The sequence below is a fragment of the Clostridium sulfidigenes genome, from assembly GCF_000732635.1.
Taxonomy (GTDB): Bacteria; Bacillota; Clostridia; order Clostridiales; family Clostridiaceae; genus Clostridium_J; species Clostridium_J sulfidigenes.
This window is the reverse complement of record NZ_JPMD01000028.1, coordinates 39,094-54,482: the sequence shown is the minus strand read 5'-3', so window position 1 is coordinate 54,482 and position 15,389 is coordinate 39,094. Positions and strand designations below refer to the sequence as shown.

At 31.5% G+C, this 15,389-nt stretch carries 14 protein-coding genes; all 14 read left to right on the top strand.

Annotation, left to right across the window (positions count from 1 at the left end; all coding sequences use genetic code 11):
• Positions 1-11 precede the first annotated feature (11 nt).
• The gene (locus IO99_RS11570) at positions 12-683 is read left to right on the top strand and encodes a GntR family transcriptional regulator (RefSeq protein ID WP_035133567.1); all 672 of its coding nucleotides are present in this window, start codon (positions 12-14) and stop codon (positions 681-683) included.
• A gap of 241 nt (positions 684-924) precedes the next feature.
• The gene (gene citD / locus IO99_RS11565; RefSeq protein WP_035133566.1) at positions 925-1,209 is read left to right on the top strand and encodes a citrate lyase acyl carrier protein; all 285 of its coding nucleotides are present in this window, start codon (positions 925-927) and stop codon (positions 1,207-1,209) included.
• A 12-nt stretch (positions 1,210-1,221) separates the two neighbouring features.
• A complete protein-coding gene (locus IO99_RS11560) occupies positions 1,222-2,130 on the top strand; it encodes an aldolase/citrate lyase family protein (RefSeq protein WP_035133563.1) in 909 nt (302 codons plus the stop codon).
• A complete protein-coding gene (gene citF, locus IO99_RS11555; protein WP_035133561.1) occupies positions 2,123-3,673 on the top strand; it encodes a citrate lyase subunit alpha in 1,551 nt (516 codons plus the stop codon). Before IO99_RS11560 ends, citF begins: the two co-directional genes overlap by 8 nt.
• 118 nt (positions 3,674-3,791) lie before the next feature.
• A complete protein-coding gene (gene citS, locus IO99_RS11550) occupies positions 3,792-5,138 on the top strand; it encodes a citrate/sodium symporter CitS (RefSeq protein ID WP_035133559.1) in 1,347 nt (448 codons plus the stop codon).
• A 111-nt stretch (positions 5,139-5,249) separates the two neighbouring features.
• A complete protein-coding gene (locus IO99_RS11545) occupies positions 5,250-5,453 on the top strand; it encodes a hypothetical protein (RefSeq protein WP_035133557.1) in 204 nt (67 codons plus the stop codon).
• Positions 5,454-5,492: 39 nt separating this feature from the next.
• Complete coding sequence (citC, locus tag IO99_RS11540) at positions 5,493-6,530, top strand: [citrate (pro-3S)-lyase] ligase (RefSeq protein WP_035133555.1); 1,038 nt, start codon at positions 5,493-5,495, stop codon at positions 6,528-6,530.
• 123 nt (positions 6,531-6,653) lie between these two features.
• Positions 6,654-8,033: a triphosphoribosyl-dephospho-CoA synthase CitG gene (gene citG, locus IO99_RS18730; RefSeq protein ID WP_084178159.1), complete on the top strand. Its 1,380-nt coding sequence runs from the start codon at positions 6,654-6,656 to the stop codon at positions 8,031-8,033.
• Positions 8,034-8,347: 314 nt separating this feature from the next.
• Positions 8,348-8,824 (top strand): NADH-quinone oxidoreductase subunit NuoE family protein, encoded by a 477-nt coding sequence (locus IO99_RS11530; protein WP_035133552.1) that lies wholly within the window; start codon positions 8,348-8,350, stop codon positions 8,822-8,824.
• Between the two features lies 1 nt (position 8,825).
• Positions 8,826-10,700: an NADH-quinone oxidoreductase subunit NuoF gene (gene nuoF, locus IO99_RS11525; RefSeq protein WP_035133550.1), complete on the top strand. Its 1,875-nt coding sequence runs from the start codon at positions 8,826-8,828 to the stop codon at positions 10,698-10,700.
• 4 nt (positions 10,701-10,704) lie between these two features.
• Entirely contained in the window at positions 10,705-12,393 is a 1,689-nt protein-coding gene (locus tag IO99_RS11520; protein ID WP_035133548.1) for a [FeFe] hydrogenase, group A, read from the top strand.
• A 5-nt stretch (positions 12,394-12,398) separates the two neighbouring features.
• The gene (locus IO99_RS11515; RefSeq protein ID WP_035133546.1) at positions 12,399-12,647 is read left to right on the top strand and encodes a (2Fe-2S) ferredoxin domain-containing protein; all 249 of its coding nucleotides are present in this window, start codon (positions 12,399-12,401) and stop codon (positions 12,645-12,647) included.
• Positions 12,648-12,876: 229 nt separating this feature from the next.
• A complete protein-coding gene (locus IO99_RS11510; RefSeq protein ID WP_035133544.1) occupies positions 12,877-13,299 on the top strand; it encodes a hypothetical protein in 423 nt (140 codons plus the stop codon).
• A gap of 117 nt (positions 13,300-13,416) precedes the next feature.
• Entirely contained in the window at positions 13,417-15,282 is a 1,866-nt protein-coding gene (htpG, locus tag IO99_RS11505) for a molecular chaperone HtpG (RefSeq protein WP_035133542.1), read from the top strand.
• Positions 15,283-15,389 lie beyond the last annotated feature (107 nt).

Sequence of the window (15,389 nt, the reverse complement as noted above, 5' to 3'; positions counted from 1 at the left end):
TGTAGATATTTATGAGTAGTATTTTAAAGAATTTAGATGATGGAAAAGAAAAATCTATAAGAGAAATAGTTCTTAAAGAGCTTCGAACAGCTATATTTACAGGAGATATAAACCCGGGAGATAGATTAATAGAAAATAATATTGCTACAGCTATGGGTGTCAGTAGAACCCCAGTTAGAGAGGCACTAAGACAGTTAGAAAGTGAAGGCTTAGCTGTGAATATCCCTAGAAAAGGCACTATAGTCAAGGGGATTTGTATTGAGGATGCTATAGAGATATATGATATTCGGGAAGTTTTAGAGGGCCTTGCAGTAAGGGGAGCATGTATGCATATTTCTCGAATTGAAATAAGAGAATTGAGAGAAATCATAGAAAATATGAAAAAACTTATTGATACTAATGAAGAAAAGGAATATGTAGAAGTTCACAATAGATTTAATAAAATAATTTTAGATGCTTGTAATAATAAAAGGCTAATATCACAAATGGAATATATATATGAATACTTACAGAGCCTAAGAAAGATTAGTTTAATGACAAAAGAAAGGAAATTAGATGCACTTAAAGAGCATATAGAAATTGTAGATGCTATAGAAGTTGGAGATGAGCAACTTGCTGAAGAAAGAGCAAGAGCTCATGTTACATGTGCTAAAAAATCTTTTCAAAATGCAGTGGTTAAATAGTAGTTTATAAACGATTAACTATAAAACATAAAGAATTGTTAATACTAAAATTGTATTAACAATTCTTTTTTTATGCTTTATAGCAAGTTTAAAATTACGAAAATTTTTTAAAAAATATTCAATTTTCTATTGATTTTTACAAATGAATTGTATACACTATAAACAAGATGTATACAAAGAGTATTTAAAGTATGAAAAGGGATACAAAACTATTGAATATTTTTAATCAGGAGGCGTAAATATGGAACTTAAAACAGTAGCTAGTGCTGGCACATTGGAATCCAGTGATATTCAAATTATAATTGAACCCTCAACTGCTGGAATAGAAATTACTCTAGAAAGTACTGTTAAAGCACAATTTGGAGAAGAAATAGAAGCAGTTATCAAAGAAACTCTTAAATCCTTGGGGGTAGAAAGTGCAAAGGTGTTTGCTAATGATAAAGGTGCAATCAACCCTGTAATAAAAAGTAGAGTTCAGACTGCAGTTCATAGATCAGCTGAAAACAAGGAATATAAATGGATGTAAGGGGAGATTAAGATGAAACTAAGACGTTCGATGCTATTTGTTCCTGGAAATAATCCAGGAATCATAAGAGATGTACACATATACAAACCTGATTCAGTAATGTTTGACTTAGAAGATGCAATTGCTATATCAGAAAAGGATTCTGCAAGATTTTTAGTTCACAATATGTTAAAAAATCTAGGAGATTACTATAAAGAACTAGGTATAGAAACGGTGGTTCGTATCAATGGTTTAGATACAGAATTTTGGCAAGAAGATTTAGCAGCAATAGTTACAGGTGGAGTTGAAGTTGTAAGAATTCCTAAAACTGAAACTGTAGAAGATGTTATGACTGTAGATAGAGAAATAGAAAAAATAGAGAAGGTTTGTGGAAGAGAAATTGGTTCAACAAAGATAATGGTAGCTATTGAATCGGCTTTAGGAGTTATGCATGCCTTTGAAATAGCAAAATCTCCAACTAAAAGGTTAATAGGTATGGCTTTAAGTGGTGAGGATTTTGTAACTAGTATGAAGACAACAAGAACTCCAGAGGGAGATGAGCTTTATGTGGCAAGAGGAATGATTGCTATGGCAGGAAGAGCTTGTGGACTTGAAGTGTTAGATACCGTTTATTCAGATGTAAATAACGATGAAGGATTCCTAAAAGAAGCTAATCTTATTAAGAGAATGGGATTTGGCGGTAAGTCATTAATTCACCCAAGACAAGTGGAGCTTATACACAGTGTATATACTCCTAGTGAAAAAGAAATAGTTAAAGCTAAAAAGATAGTCGATGCTACAGCAGAAGCTTTACGTGAAAATAAGGGAGTATTTACTGTAGACGGTAAAATGGTAGATAAACCAATTATAGAGAGAGCTCAAAGAGTTTTAGAACTTGCTAAAGCAGCGGGGGTTTTAGTTGGAGGTGAAGATAATGAGTAATAGAGTAAGCAAAGAATTATTAAATAGCATACCGGGATATGAGAATAGAAAGGTTTATGAAACTCCCTTTATTAATCAACCAAAGGGAACTATGGTTGAAAGTGATAGTGAAAATTTAAAAGAGCAAGTAAAGAGAACTAAAGTAGTAGAATCTATAAGAGTTGCTATAGAAAAATGTGAAATTAAAGATGGGATGACTATTTCTTTCCATCATCACTATAGAGCTGGAGATAAGCTTTTAATGATGGTAGTAGATACATTGGCAGAAATGGGTATTAAAAATTTAAGAGTAGCATCAAGTTCTTTAACAAGTGCTCATGATGGACTTGTAGCACATATAGAAAATGGTGTTGTAAATAGAATTGAAAGCAGTGGTCTTAGAGGAAAACTTGCAGCTGCAATATCTGAAGGAATTTTAGGTAAGCATCCAGCAGTTATTCGTTCTCATGGTGGAAGAGCTAGGGCTATTGTAGAAGGAGATTTGAAAATAGATGTAGCATTTATAGCAGCTCCATCTGCTGACTGCATGGGAAATGCCAACGGTGTAAAAGGAAAATCCATATGTGGATCTTTGGGTTATGCAAAGGTAGATGCAGAGTATGCTAATAAGGTAGTTGTAGTAACAGATACTTTAGTTGATTATCCCAACTTCCCACAGAGCATTCCACAAACTAAAGTTGACTATGTAGTTGTAGTTGATGAAATTGGTGATTCAAAGGGGATAATGTCTGGAGCAACTAGATTTACATCAAATCCTAAAGAGCTTTTAATGGCAAAAAGAGTACTTGATGTAATGCTTGCATCTGGAAGATTTGTGGATGGATTTTCTATGCAAACAGGTAGTGGTGGAGCATCTCTAGCAGTTACTCGTTTTGTTAAAGAAGAATTAAAGAAAAGAGATATTAAATTAAGTTATGCCCTAGGTGGAATTACAGGACCTATGGTAGATCTTTTAGAAGAGGGACTTTGTGATACACTATTCGATGTCCAATGCTTTGATTTAAAGGCTGCAGAGTCCATTGGAAAAAATGAAAAACATATAGAAGTTAGTGCAGATTTTTATGCTAATCCATTTAATAAATCAGCTGCAGTTAACAAATTAGATTTTGTTGTCCTAAGTGCATTAGAAATAGATACTGATTTTAATGTTAATGTTATTTCTGGCTCTGATGGAGTTATTAGAGCAGCATCAGGTGGACATAGTGACACAGCAGCTAATGCTGAAATATCAATTTTAGTAGCACCTCTTACAAGAGGAAGAATTGCAACTATAATTGAAAAAGTAACTACTATTGTTACTCCAGGTAGTACAGTAGATGTAGTTGTTACAGATTATGGTGTAACTGTAAATCCAAGAAGACAAGATTTAATCAACAAGTTTAAGAAGGCAGGCCTTCCATTAATAACTATGGAAGAATTAAGAAAAATTGCTGTTAAGCTAATAGGAGTTCCTAAGGAATTAGAGTTCTCTGATGAAGTAGTAGCAGTAATTGAATACAGAGATGGAAGTATTATAGACGTAGTTAAAAAGCTTAAAAAGTAAGCTAGATATTATCTTTGATTTGAAAGGTTTAAACAAATAACTTGTTAACCCTATTAGGACTTACTAAAAGTAAGGCCTAGTAATGAAATTATACAATTTAATTTTAGGAGGATTAATTATGCCAGAAAATCTTATTGAAGAAAAAAAAGGTCCATTTAAAGTATACGGCATGCCGTGGTACATTTTTGCAGGAGTTGCAGTAGTAGTTTTCTTTGCAGCAATCAAAGGTTTTTTACCTAAAAACTCTGTAGGTGCCTTTGCACTATTATACTCAGTAGGTATATTATTTGCTATGATTGGAGATAGAATTCCAATATGGAAAGAGTATGTTGGAGGAGGGCCAATCCTTGCTTTCCTAGGATCTGCAGCGTTAGTTTACTATGGGATAATACCAGAAGCAAGTGTTGAAGCTGTAAAAATATTCATGGATACCGCAGATTTCTTAGACTTATTTATAGCAGTACTTATAACAGGATCAATATTATCAGTTAATAGGAAACTACTTATGAAAGCTTTCCTTGGATATATTCCAGCAATATTGGGTGGAGTAATTGCAGCATTTGTATTAGGAGCTTTAGGTGGAGCTATATTTGGTATTCCTATGTCAGAAATAGCTACTAAGTATGTACTTCCAATAATGGGTGGTGGTACTGGAGCAGGAGCAATTCCAATGAGTGAAATTTACTCAAGTGTTACTGGTGGGGATCCAGCAGCATGGTTATCCTTTGCTCTATCAATTCTTACAATAGCTAATATTATAGCTATAATAGCAGCGTCAGTATTAAATAAATTGGGTGAAACTAAAGCTGGAGCTAAATTTAATGGACATGGTGAATTAATAAGAAATGCAGAAGATATATCTAAATTAGAAGAAACTAGAGTAGTTAAAGTTACAGCTAGAGAAGTTGCAGCAGGACTAATTCTTGCGTGTGCATTTTATGTACTTGGAAATATTTTATCAAAAACTTTAATTATACCGGAATTTACGTTAATGGGAATCAATGTTAAAATTGATATTCATAGATTTGCGTGGATGGTTATTTTAGTAGCTATAGCTAATGTAGCTAATATAATTCCATTAGAATTAAAAGAAGGAGCTAAAAAGCTTCAAGGATTTTTCTCTAAACAATTCTTACTAGTAGTAATGGTTGGAGTTGGTATAGCTATGACAAATCTGGGAGAACTTATAGCAGCATTTAGTATAGCTAACGTTGTTATAGCAGGCCTAATAGTTTTAGGAGCAATTCTTGGATCAGGAATTGTAGGGTGGTTAGTAGGATTCTACCCAATAGAGACAGCAATTTCAGCTGGATTATGTATGGCAAACCGTGGAGGTTCAGGAGACGTTGCGGTTCTTACAGCAGCAAAACGTATGGATTTAATGTCCTTTGCACAAATTTCTTCTCGTCTTGGTGGAGGAATAATGCTGATATTAGCAAGTATAGCCTTTGGTATGTTCTTCTAAAATCAGATTTTGAAAATAAATATAAAAAGAGTGTTGCTGTCAACACTCTTTTTATATTATGATACAATGTAAGTATCCTAATAGTTATAAACTTATAATGGAGTGAAAGATATGAGTAAAAAGAAAAATAGAAAAACAAATAAAGAAATTTTACAAGAAGCTCATGCAGAAGGAATGTTTAGTGAAGCAGAAGAAATATCTAAAGGAAAAAAGAAATATGAATTTAAAAGTGGATTTGATGCTGTGTTTTCAGTAATTATTGTAATTATTGCATTACTAATAATATCCTTTGTAAGAAAATACTTTAACTTATAAAATTAAGATAGGATGTAATTTATTAAATGAGGTGAAGAAATGTATTATAACACTCAAAAAATAAATCTTAATTCTAAAATAGAAGTAAATAGGGTTGAGGAATTTTTAAGGGGATTTGCCCTTAAATATGAAGATGTAGATTATACTTTAATAATAGAGGAAGAGGGAGAAATAATAGCTACCTGTTCTAAGAAAAATAATATCGTTAAATGTTTTGCCGTAAGTGAGGATCATCAAGGTCAAGGTATATCAAATATACTTATTACTGATATCACTAATAAACTCTTTGAAGAAGGCATATACCATAACTTTATTTTTACAAAGCCTTCGAATAATTTTCTGTTTCAAGGACTTGGATATAAGGTAATTGTTGATACGGATAAAGTTAGTTTATTGGAAGCAGGGAATAAAAATATCCATAGCGAGTTGAAAAATATAAAGAAGAGTTATGAATTAAAGGATGAAGAGCAATATGCTGCGTTAATTATGAACTGTAATCCTTTTACATTAGGACATAAATATATAGTTAAGAAAGCAGCTATGGATAATAAAAATGTTATAATTTTTGTGGTAGAAGAAGAGAAGTCCTCATTTCCATTCCAAGTTAGATTTCAACTAATAAAAGATGGAGTTAAGGAATTTAATAATGTAACTGTAATACCTGGTGGGAATTATATTATATCATCAGCTACTTTTCCAAATTATTTTTTAAGAAAAGATGACGACATTCTAAAAGAATATACTAAAATAGATGGAAACGTCTTTGGAAAATATTTTTGTAAGGAACTAAATATAACTAAAAGATATGTAGGAAGTGAACCTTACTGCAATGTTACCAATACTTATAATGAAACTTTAAGAGAAGTATTGCCTAAGTACGGTGTGAAAGTTGAAATTATAGAGAGATGCGAGATAGAAAATAAAGCTATAAGTGCGTCTAGAGTTAGAGAATTACTTAAAGAAGATAGACTAGAAGAAGTAAGGGAGTTAGTCCCATTAACTACCTATGAATTTTTAACAAGCAGCCTAGGGAAAGATATTATAGAGAAGCTTAAACTTAGAGATTTGCCTCATTAAAATAATAAATATTTCCTATGACAAAAATTGAAGGCTAATTAATATACAATATAAACATTTAATTTTATCATAGTAAGGAAGGGGAAAAGAGATAGGATAATTATTGCCTATCCTTACATTAATATGGACTATACAGAAATAGATGAATTTTTAAATCATAGAGAAAAGAGAGTATTATATCAAGAACAACTTCTGAGAAATACATCTGGTGGAGTTACTCTTGCCACTGTAAGAGTAAACTATCCTGGTATAAAAAAATCTAATTATATTACAGATAGAATTGCCAAGATAGTTTGTGAGGATATATATTTATTTCATAATAAAAATATAATTTGTAAAGAAATCTATAAGAATAAAGAAGGAGTTATAGGTCATTTCATTTTTAATACTGATAACATTGAAGTAAAAAAGCAACTTATATATATGGAAGAAAATCATATATTAGGTAGATGTGTAGACATAGATGTATATTATCTTGATGATAGTGATCCATTGATGCCGTCCTTGCGTGGAGTATCTAGAAGTGACATAGGCCTAGAACCTAGAAAATGTTTTTTATGTGAAGAAGAAGCCAGAATATGTTCTAGAAGTCAAAAGCATAGTATAGAGAGGATAAAAGAGTATTTTATTAGTAAGTATGAAGAATATACGTGTTATGTATATAAAAGAGATAGATTGTCCTATGAGATATCTCAATTAGCCCTTAAATCAATGATTACAGAGGTATCAACTATGCCTTCTTATGGATTAGTTTCACCTGTTACAAAGGGGTCTCATAAAGATATGGATTACTATACATTTTTAGAGAGTAGTTTTGCCATAGCACCCTTTATAAAGGAAATGGTAGAAGCGGGATATAGCTATGAAACTCCAAAAAATATTTTTAAAGCTATTAGAATTATTGGAATAAAATGCGAAGAGACTATGTTTAAAGTTACTAAAGGAGTAAATACCCATAAAGGAATGATATTTTTAATAGGAGTAGTGGCTACTGCGCTAGGTAAAGCTCTTTATGAGAAAGTATCCTTTAATAAAGTTCAAATTATACTAAAGGATATGTGTGAAAATATATTGGATGATTTTAAAGATTTGCATAAAAAGAAAGAATTAACACATGGAGAGACTTTATATTTAAAATATGGTTTTGTTGGAATTAGGGGAGAAATAAAAAACGGTCTTGAAAATATTTTCCAGGAAATAATACCCAAACATAAAAGTTCTAATCTCAAAGGAAATGATTTGTATTCTGAAACATTGCTTATGTTGATTAGTAAAGTAGAAGATAGTACCATTGTACATAGACAAAATATAGAAAAACTTCGTGAAGTTCAAAGACGTGCCTATGAAATTTTAAACTTGGGGGGCTTCAATAGCGAAGAAGGAATTAAAGCAGCCCATGACTTTGAAAAGCAGTGTATAGACGAAAATGTGAGTCCGGGAGGAGCAGCGGACTTATTGGCATTAGTTATATTTTTGACAGAGTCTGAAAGGTTCTTTTCATAAACTTTAACTCGTTAAAGATGTAAATTTTTAAAGTAGATATATTTAATTAACACAGGATGTTAAGTATATCTACTTTATTTTATAAATCTTCCAAAAATACCCATGGAATATAGAGAATATATAAAAATCATATATAGAAATTAATGTAAAATTAAAGTAAATATAAAAAATGCAGGAATAATAGTTTACATAGCTAATATAATATATAGAAATTAATTAAAAAAATAATTATTATTTTGTATTGAAATATTTGAAAATTCAGTATAAAATGTAATAGTGATAATAATTTAACAAGCATTGTAGGGGGGAAAACAATGAATACATCCTTTAATTATGAAGAACTAGATGTTATATTAAAAAATCATGGATATAACCCTAGTAATATAATTGCTATATTACAAGATACTCAGGAGATATATAGATATCTTCCAGAGGAAATATTTCCATATTTCTCTAAAAAATTAGGTGTTAGTGAAGCAAAAATTTACAGCGTAGCTACATTCTATGAAAACTTTTCTTTAGAACCTAAAGGGAAATATGTAATAAAAATATGTGATGGAACAGCATGTCACGTAAGAAAATCTATACCAATATTAGAGAAGCTAAGAAGCGAATTGAATCTTTCAGAAAACAAAGTTACTACAGATGATTTAATGTTTACTGTGGAAACGGTTTCATGTCTTGGAGCCTGTGGTTTAGCACCAGCACTAACTGTTAATGACAAGGTTTATGGGGCTATGACTCCTGAGAAGGCAATAGAACTTTTAAATATGCTTAAGGAGGACAAATAATATGCTTCTTAATAGAGAGGATTTAATTAATATAAGAAATACCTATAAAGAAAGCTTTCACAACGAAAAGGTAAAAATCCTTGTATGTGGAGGTACTGGTTGTATAGCAGGTGGTTCATTAGAAATATACGATGAGTTTGTAAGACTAATGAAGGAAAAAGATATAAGATGCGAGGTTAAATTAGAAAAAGAATCTCATGAAAAATCTGTTGGAATTAAAAAAAGTGGTTGCCATGGATTCTGTGAGATGGGACCTCTAGTAAGAATTGAACCATGGGGATATTTATACATAAAGGTTAAGCCACAGGATTGTGAAGAAATTATAGATAAGACTATTGTTTTAGGTCAATGTGTAGATAGATTGGCTTATGAAAAAGATGGTAAGGTTTACAGAACCCAAGATGAAATACCTTTCTATAAAAAACAAACTAGATTGGCATTAGAACATTGTGGTCATATTGATTCTACATCTATAGAAGAATATTTTGCTATAGGTGGATATTCTGCTTTAGAAAAAGTACTATTTGATATGACTTCAGATGAAATTATAAAAGAAATCGATGATTCTAATTTAAGAGGCCGTGGCGGCGGTGGTTTCCCAACTGGACGTAAGTGGGGTCAAGTAAAACGTCAACCTGAGGGTGAGAAGTACATTGTATGTAATGGTGATGAGGGAGATCCAGGTGCCTTTATGGATAGAAGCATAATGGAAGGAGACCCACATAGAGTTATAGAGGGAATGATGATTGCAGCAGTAGCCTGTGGAGCACAGGAAGGATATATATATGTACGTGCAGAATATCCGCTTGCTGTTAGCAGATTAAAGAATGCTATAGAAGAAGCTAAAAAGTATGGAATATTAGGTGAGAACATTCTTGGTACAGGTTTTAGTATGGATATAAAAATCAATAAAGGAGCAGGTGCTTTTGTATGTGGAGAAGGAAGTGCACTAACAGCTTCTATTGAAGGAAAAAGAGGTATGCCTAGAGTTAAGCCACCAAGAACTGTAGAACAAGGATTGTTTGGAAAACCAACAGTACTTAATAACGTAGAAACTTTTGCTAATGTACCTATAGTAATTGAAAAGGGAGCAGATTGGTATAAAACCATGGGTCCAGAAAAGAATAATGGAACAAAAGCTTTTGCATTAACAGGAAACATCGAAAATACAGGACTTATTGAAGTTCCAATGGGTACAACCTTAAGAGAAATAATATTTGATATCGGTGGAGGAATAAGAGGAGGAGCAGAGTTTAAAGCTGTTCAAATTGGAGGTCCTTCAGGTGGTTGTTTAACAAAAGAACATTTAGATTTACCACTAGATTTTGATTCTTTAAAGAAAGCTGGAGCTATGATAGGTTCTGGTGGGCTAGTTGTAATGGATGAAAATACTTGTATGGTAGAAGTAGCTAGATTCTTTATGAACTTTACTCAAAATGAGTCTTGTGGTAAGTGTATACCATGCCGTGAAGGTACTAAGAGAATGCTTGAAATATTAGAGAGAATTGTAGCAGGTAAAGGTGAAATTGAAGATATTGATTTATTACTAGAACTTGCAGATACAATATCTTCTACAGCTTTATGTGGATTAGGAAAAACTGCAGCATTCCCAGTAGTAAGTACAATAAAGAATTTCCGTAGTGAGTATGAAGCTCATATTATTGATAAGAAATGTCCAACCAAGACATGTCAAAAACTTAAGACTATCTATATAGATGCAGACCTTTGCAAGGGTTGTTCAAAATGTTCAAGAATTTGTCCAGTAGGTGCCATTTCAGGTAAGGTTAAAGAACCTTTTGTAATTGATAAAAATAAATGTATTAAATGTGGTGCCTGTATTGAAGCTTGTGCCTTTAAAGCTATAAAGGAGGATTAATAGAATGAATGAACAATTTATGATTATAGATGATATCCCAGTGGAGATAAAGGGAGAAAAAAATATTTTAGAGGTTATTAGAAAAGCAGGAATAGATTTACCAACTTTATGCTATTACTCAGAGCTTTCTGTATATGGAGCTTGCCGTATGTGTATGGTAGAAAATAAGTGGGGTGGAATTGAAGCTGCATGTTCTACACCACCAAAAGCTGGTATGGAGATATATACTAATACACCTAGATTAAGAAAATACAGAAAGAATATATTAGAATTATTACTTTCAAATCACTGTAGAGATTGTACTACCTGTGAGAAAAATGGACATTGTAAACTACAGGAATTAGCACATCGCTTTGGAATAAGACAAGTAAGATTTGACAATACAGCAGAAAAAAGCGAATTAGATACATCATCTTTATGTATAGTAAGAGATAAGAGTAAATGCATACTTTGTGGTGACTGTGTAAGAATGTGTAATGAAATTCAAAATGTAGGTGCCATTGACTTTATAAAAAGAGGAGCAGAGATGAGTGTAGGTACTGTTTTTGACAAACCTATAGCAGAATCAAACTGTGTAGGTTGTGGTCAGTGTGCAGCAGTATGTCCTACAGGAGCTATTGTAGTAAAAGATGATACACAAAAATTATGGAAAGATTTAAGTGATAAAAATACTAAGGTAGTAGTGCAAATAGCTCCAGCAGTAAGAGTTGGAATAAGTGAGGAGCTTGGACAAAAAGATGGAGAAAATGTAATGGGTAAAATCGTTGGAGCTTTAAAGAGAATGGGCTTTGATGAAGTATTCGATACATCTACTGGAGCTGATCTTACAGTACTAGAAGAAACAGGAGAATTTATTTCAAGATTAGAAAATAATGAAAGGCTTCCTTTATTTACTTCTTGTTGTCCAGCTTGGGTTAACTATGTAGAAAGAACTTACCCAGAGATGATGAGTAATATCTCAACATGTAAATCTCCTATGCAGATGTTTGGTTCCGTTTTAAAGGAGCACTATAGTCATTCTAGTAAAAGAATAGTTAATGTAGCAATAATGCCTTGTACAGCTAAGAAATTTGAAGCTGATAGAGATGAATTTAAAGTTGATGGAGTTAATGATGTAGATTATGTTATAACTACTCAAGAGCTTATAGCTATGATAAAGGAAGCCGGAATTGTATTTTCAGAGATAGAACCAGAAGCTGTAGACATGCCATTTGGTGTTAGTAGTGGAGCGGGAGTTATATTTGGAGTTACAGGTGGAGTTACAGAGGCTGTTTTAAGAAGAGTTTTAGATGATAAATCTGTATCTACACTAAGAACTATAGCATTTAATGGAGTAAGGGGAATGTCTGGAGTAAAGGAAACTAGTATTACAGTAAATGACAAGGATTTAAAAATTGCTGTAGTTAGTGGTCTTAAAAACGCTGATGACCTTGTGAAAAAGATAAAATCAGGAGAAACACATTATGATTTTATTGAAGTAATGGCTTGCCCAGGTGGATGTGTAGGTGGAGCAGGACAACCATTTACTATGTTCGAAGGAAAGCAAAAACGTGGAGAAGGTTTATATGCAGCAGATAAGATGAGTAGCCTTAAACGTTCAGAAGAAAATCCAGTAATGATGTCTCTTTATTCAGGATTATTAAAGGGAAAAGTTCATAAGTTATTACATGTGAATTATAATAGAGGGGAGTAAACGCTGTGGTAAACTTAAGTGTTTGTATAGGTAGCGCCTGTCATGTAAAGGGATCTTATAATGTTATAAATGCTTTTCAACAGAGCATTGAAGAATATAATCTTTCTGATAAAGTAGACTTAAAGGCAGTATTTTGTTTAGGTCATTGTTCTGATGCTGTATCTGTAAAAATTGATGACGGAGAAGTATTCAGTGTATCAGGCTTAACGGCAAAGAGTTTCTTTAAAAAAGAAGTATTACCAAGAGTAAAATAAGGTCAAAACAAGCTAAATGTTAAATTAATATTGAGCCTACACTTATAATAAAGTGTAGGTTCAATATTTTGTAAGTTTTAGTGAGCTATTTTTGAGAAGAAGCTCTTTTTACTCATAGTAAATAAGTAGAACTTCTAAAAAATCTATACAGTTGTTAATTAAAATCTATATATGTGATATAATGATGTGCATGTAAAACTTAAGAATTAATTAACAGGAGCTGATATAAATGTATGTATTATTTGGTGAAAATGTAATTCATAATGATGAGATGAAAGAAATAATAGAAAGTAAAACTGATTTTAAAGTAATTAAGGATATGACAAAGGGAACTAAAAGAGAAGACGTTCATGCCTTTTGCTTAAGTGTGAAAATCTCAATCTTAAATGAGATTATAGAAGAAGAATATGATGATTTTAATTTAAGTGAAATGGAAGAGGACGATGTTTTTGATGAATATCTCAGTTTAGCAGAAGAGATGGCCTTAGATATGGAAGAGTTTATTCCAGAGGAAGCTATTATCGATGCAAAGGCTTATAAATGGGATCAATCAGATAAAGATATAAAAGTTATTGTTATCATTGGAAATGACCAATTAGAAGAAAGAAAATTGAGAGATATAATGAAAAGATTACTAACTCAAGCAGAGTAAATGTGATATTTTTACAAAAAATTCACAATATATTCTTTATTTTATATAGAATTAGGTATAAAATATTTTATACGGTTCAGTATAAAATTTTATTATTTTTGTTTGGAGGAGATATATATGCTTAAAGAGAATGGAAACATTTCAATTCACACTGAAAATATAATGCCGATTATAAAAAAATGGCTATACTCTGATAAGGATATATTTATAAGGGAACTTATCAGTAATGGTTGCGACGCTATTAATAAATTAGAAAGATTAGTGACCTTTGGAGAAGCAACTGTGGAGGAGTCTAAATACGAAGTTACTGTATCCTTAAATAAAGATGAAAAAACTATAAAGTTTATAGATAACGGTATAGGAATGACTTCAGGGGAAGTGAAAAAATATATTAATCAAGTAGCTTTCTCAGGAGCTGAGGAATTTTTATCTAAATACAAAGATAAAATTGATGAAGGAAAAGGCATAATTGGCCATTTCGGATTAGGGTTTTATTCAGCTTTTATGGTATCAGAAAAAGTTGAAATTGATACTTTATCTTATAAGGAAGGCGAAGAAGCTGTTAAGTGGATTTGTGAAGGCGGTACAGAATATGAAATTGAATCTTCTGAAAGAACTTCTAGAGGAACAACTGTTACTCTTTATATAAGTGAAGATAGTAATGAATTCTTAGATTATTATAAATTAAGGCAAATTATAAAAAAACATTGTAACTTCTTCCCTGTTGAGATTTATCTAATAGATGAGAATGAGAAAAAAGATGATAAGGATTCAGAGAAGGATATAGAAAAAACTCCTTTAAATGATACAAAACCATTATGGATGAAGGCTCCAAAGGATTGTACAGATGAAGAGTATAAAGAGTTCTATCGAAAAGTCTTCAATGAATATAATGATCCGCTATTTTGGATTCATATGAATGTAGACTATCCATTTAATTTAAAAGGTATATTGTACTTCCCTAAATTAAAACATGAATTTGAAGCTACAGAAGGAGAAGTGAAACTTTATAATAAACAAGTTTTTGTGGCAGATAACATAAAAGAAGTTATTCCTGAGTTTTTACTTTTATTAAAAGGTGTTATTGATTGCGAAGACATTCCTTTAAATGTATCAAGAAGTTTTCTACAAAAGGACAGTAATGTATCAAAGGTTTCTAGACACATTGTAAATAAGGTAGCTGATAAACTTACATCTCTATTTAAAAATCATAGAGATGAGTACAATGACTTTTGGAAAGATATAAATATCTTTATTAAATATGGTTGTCTAAGAGATGAAAAATTCTATGACAAGGTTAAAGATATACTGATTTTCAAAACTACTAATGGAGACCATGTAACATTAAAACAATATCTAGAAAACAATAAGGAAAATCATGATAAAAAAGTTATTTATGTTAATGATGAAAAGCAACAGTCTCAATATATTAAAATGCTAAAAGACAATAACTTAGAAGCTGTGATTTTAAATACCACACTAGACAGTCATTTTATTACTTTAATGGAGAGTAAAGAGGAAGGAGTACAATTTAGTAGAATTGACTCTGACTTAACAGAAATATTAAAGGCTGATGCAATAGATGAAAGTCCCGAAGAGAACAAGGCTATAGAAGAGATATTTAAGAATTCTATAAATAAGGAACAACTAAAAATCTCTATAGAGCCTATTAAAACAGAAGAAGTCCCTGCTATGATTACTCTATCAGAACAATCTAGAAGAATGGCTGAGATGAGTGTGATGTTTGGAGGAGGGGATATGTCAATGTTCCCTAAAGAAGAGACTTTAGTTGTAAATAGTTCAAATCCATTAATTAAAAAACTATTTAATTTATCTAAAGATGAAAATAAAAAAGACTTGGTTAATGATATTTGTAACCATGTTTATGACTTAGCTATGATAAGTCATGGACAATTAGGTGCTGATGAGATGTCTGATTTCATTAAAAGAAGCAATGATTTACTTGGAAGATTAATTAACTAGAGGTATTGAATAATTTGAACCATGAAGTGTATGTCCTAAAATAATTTGGGGACATACACTTTATTTTATACTATAATGGTATAAAATAAAGATGATATATTATATTA

Excerpts from the sequence above, each read along its gene's own strand:
- htpG (WP_035133542.1), top strand. The coding sequence starts at position 13,417 with ATGCTTAAAGAGAATGGAAACATTTCAATTCACACTGAAAATATAATG.
- nuoF (WP_035133550.1), top strand. The coding sequence starts at position 8,826 with ATGCTTCTTAATAGAGAGGATTTAATTAATATAAGAAATACCTATAAA.
- IO99_RS11510 (WP_035133544.1), top strand. The coding sequence starts at position 12,877 with ATGTATGTATTATTTGGTGAAAATGTAATTCATAATGATGAGATGAAA.
- citS (WP_035133559.1), top strand. The coding sequence starts at position 3,792 with ATGCCAGAAAATCTTATTGAAGAAAAAAAAGGTCCATTTAAAGTATAC.
- citD (WP_035133566.1), top strand. The coding sequence starts at position 925 with ATGGAACTTAAAACAGTAGCTAGTGCTGGCACATTGGAATCCAGTGAT.
- IO99_RS11520 (WP_035133548.1), top strand. The coding sequence starts at position 10,705 with ATGAATGAACAATTTATGATTATAGATGATATCCCAGTGGAGATAAAG.
- citC (WP_035133555.1), top strand. The coding sequence starts at position 5,493 with ATGTATTATAACACTCAAAAAATAAATCTTAATTCTAAAATAGAAGTA.
- citG (WP_084178159.1), top strand. The coding sequence starts at position 6,654 with ATGGACTATACAGAAATAGATGAATTTTTAAATCATAGAGAAAAGAGA.
- IO99_RS11570 (WP_035133567.1), top strand. The coding sequence starts at position 12 with ATGAGTAGTATTTTAAAGAATTTAGATGATGGAAAAGAAAAATCTATA.
- citF (WP_035133561.1), top strand. The coding sequence starts at position 2,123 with ATGAGTAATAGAGTAAGCAAAGAATTATTAAATAGCATACCGGGATAT.
- IO99_RS11560 (WP_035133563.1), top strand. The coding sequence starts at position 1,222 with ATGAAACTAAGACGTTCGATGCTATTTGTTCCTGGAAATAATCCAGGA.
- IO99_RS11545 (WP_035133557.1), top strand. The coding sequence starts at position 5,250 with ATGAGTAAAAAGAAAAATAGAAAAACAAATAAAGAAATTTTACAAGAA.
- IO99_RS11530 (WP_035133552.1), top strand. The coding sequence starts at position 8,348 with ATGAATACATCCTTTAATTATGAAGAACTAGATGTTATATTAAAAAAT.